General features: G+C 25.3%; 6 protein-coding genes. All 6 read left to right on the top strand.

Annotation, left to right across the window (positions count from 1 at the left end):
- The coding region (locus H2279_RS08305; protein ID WP_337196250.1) for a hypothetical protein at positions 1-380 on the top strand (380 nt) is incomplete at its 5' end.
- On the top strand, positions 331-708 hold the full coding sequence (locus H2279_RS08310; protein WP_137624112.1) for a hypothetical protein: 378 nt from the start codon (positions 331-333) through the stop codon (positions 706-708). The genes H2279_RS08305 and H2279_RS08310, both read left to right, overlap by 50 nt.
- Before the next feature lie 35 nt (positions 709-743).
- Entirely contained in the window at positions 744-872 is a 129-nt protein-coding gene (locus H2279_RS08315; protein WP_337196254.1) for a glycohydrolase toxin TNT-related protein, read from the top strand.
- A gap of 47 nt (positions 873-919) precedes the next feature.
- Positions 920-1,438: a hypothetical protein gene (locus H2279_RS08320; protein ID WP_337196251.1), complete on the top strand. Its 519-nt coding sequence runs from the start codon at positions 920-922 to the stop codon at positions 1,436-1,438.
- A gap of 70 nt (positions 1,439-1,508) precedes the next feature.
- Positions 1,509-1,859, top strand: a complete 351-nt coding sequence (locus H2279_RS08325; RefSeq protein WP_337196252.1) for a hypothetical protein — start codon at positions 1,509-1,511, stop codon at positions 1,857-1,859.
- Positions 1,859-2,491, top strand: a complete 633-nt coding sequence (locus H2279_RS08330) for a hypothetical protein (protein WP_337196253.1) — start codon at positions 1,859-1,861, stop codon at positions 2,489-2,491. Before H2279_RS08325 ends, H2279_RS08330 begins: the two co-directional genes overlap by 1 nt.
- Positions 2,492-2,513 lie beyond the last annotated feature (22 nt).

Genomic DNA, 2,513 nt, shown 5'->3' on the forward strand with positions numbered 1-2,513 from the left:
TAAATAAAGAAAATTTAGATATTATAAAATACACAACAAAAGAGAAGTTTAATTTATTAGAAAGTGCTAATCAAACTAATAGTATTCAAAATAAATTCAACCACATATTTAATAAAAAAGAACATGATTTAGATGATTTTTTAAAGTCTTTTGGCAATTCGAAAGAAAAAGCTTATAGTGCGGTTTTGAAAAAAATAGAAAAAGATTATAGTGCGGTTTTGAAAAAAATAGAAAAAGATTATGCAAGCGGTAAAGTTTCTGAAAATTTTGCACAAGGGTATATTATAAATATTAATGGATTCAATATTGAAGTAAGAGGAGTTATAAAAAATGGAAAACCAAAAATTGGAACAATGTTTCAATCTAGAACATTTAATTAATATTCAAGAATTGGAGAAAAAAATTATTGAATGTTTTTCCAAAGAACAAAAATTACTTTTAGATCATTTTAGACATGCTAATATTGTTTCTAGAAAAGCTGATGAGTGTGGATATTTTGCCAATATAAAAACTAATCCCGCAAGACCAAAAATTCAAGTCAATGGTTTTACTAATTCCTTAAATCTATTTTTAAATGGTGTTGTGATAGGTGGAGCTATGATTTATATTGAAAATGGTTTATTATCAATGATTGAGTGTTATTCTTGGGATGATAATGATATTTTTATTAAGTTATTATCAAACACCAATAAAAAAGTGTATTTGTAAAAATTTTCAAAAAATTTAAGATTACCCTAAAACCCATAAGGCTTTTCATGGCTAGAATAGGTAAAATATCTCCATACTTTGATCAAGAAGGTGGAGGAACACAGATTAAACTTCCTATTTCCATAGAACGCTTAATGCAATTAGGTTTTATCAAACAAATATAATAATAAAGACAAGAGAACAAGCAGAATTAATTATAGAAGAAGAAAAGTTGATTTATGTAACTTGGCGTGATTATGATAATACATCTGGAGAATATCATTTTGCAATTTGGTTTAATCCTAATAACAATAAATATGAAACTATTTATATTGGAGAAAGAGGAGGTATTGAAGATGAATATTCTTTTGATAGTGAAAAAGAAGCAATTAATAAAATGTTAAAAATGAATTATAGGCAAAAATATTTTAACGCAAATGAAGACTATTCAATGAGAAATGGAAAAGAAGTAGCATTAAGAATCATCAAAGAAGAAAAGTTAGAAGTGATTTGGTATGATGAAGCACTTAAACCTTTATGTGCAGGTATTAAACATGATAAACAAAGAGATAAATATATATCTTTTATCACTAATGCTAAAGCAGAGCTTATAGAATATAGAAGTATTGAATTTGATGGGGATAGATATAGCAGTACCTTTCAAAGAATACTCAACGATGAAGATATAGCCCTCTATGCTCTTATCAATCGTGCTAGAATGATTAAACAAAATAGAATTAATTTTGCGTAAAATGTTTTTCCTGTGATTTGATTTAAAAAGATTTTTAGCTATAATTTTATTTGACATTAAAGGAGAACTCATGGAAGATTTGGAACTTTTAAAAAAACGTTGGGAAGAAGCTTATGAGGCTATGCCTAAACTTTATGATACACCAGATGGATTAATAATAAATTTCACCCTTAGTGAAGATACCGATACTATTCTTTTTAAAGAACCTTGGGAAAATTTTGAATTAGATGATGAAGACGAAGAAGCCCAATGGAGATTAAGCTTTTTTAGCATTAGTGAAGATAAACCTTTAGGATATTTAGAATATAAAGAAGCACTAGAAAAACTACAAGATTTTTCTTTAATGCAATCAGAAGAAAGAATTTTAATTAGAGCAATGAGTCTAAAAGAACTTGAAAGTTTAGATCTTAAGGAGTTTTAATGCTCCCCCAACCTATATTTTTAGATAAAATCATACAAATTTTATCTGATGAAAATTTAGACGCTAAAAATATAAAAAAATGCATAAATAGTTTTCTATCTAAAAAAGATTTTCATGCTATATTAGAATTAAATATCAAAATGATGAATATAGCAAAATTAATTCTTAAAAGTGATGAAACATTAAATATATTATTACCACAAAATTCTAATTGTAAAAATATAAATTATCAAGCCCAAGAATTAGAGTTAAAAAAAGAAATAGATATTAATCTTAATGATTTAAAAAATTGCAATAATGAAAAAATAATAGAAACAATCAAACAAACGTATCAAAACAATCTGGTTAAAGAATTAGACCTTAGCTCTCAAAAAGAAAAAATAAAAATACTTTTTATTCTTAATGAAGTGCCAAAATTTTTAAAATCAATCTATAAAGAATGTGAATTTAAGGAATATGGGTTGGCAAATTATTTAGAATTTGATGAAATTTGGGACTTTTATGAAAACAATGTTAGATATTTCACTGTTTTAACCCCAATGGGTGCAAATAAAATAAAACTATGTTTAAAAAATACGCAAGAAATAGAAGATGAAATTAACATCATGGAAATAAATTTAGATAAAGAATAAATAGATAATCCTTATATGTTTT

The sequence above is a fragment of the Campylobacter sp. B0100352/1 genome (genome assembly GCF_020135855.1).
Lineage (GTDB): Bacteria > Campylobacterota > Campylobacteria > Campylobacterales > Campylobacteraceae > Campylobacter_D > Campylobacter_D taeniopygiae.

Excerpts from the sequence above, each read along its gene's own strand:
- H2279_RS08310 (WP_137624112.1), top strand. The coding sequence starts at position 331 with ATGGAAAACCAAAAATTGGAACAATGTTTCAATCTAGAACATTTAATT.
- H2279_RS08330 (WP_337196253.1), top strand. The coding sequence starts at position 1,859 with ATGCTCCCCCAACCTATATTTTTAGATAAAATCATACAAATTTTATCT.
- H2279_RS08325 (WP_337196252.1), top strand. The coding sequence starts at position 1,509 with ATGGAAGATTTGGAACTTTTAAAAAAACGTTGGGAAGAAGCTTATGAG.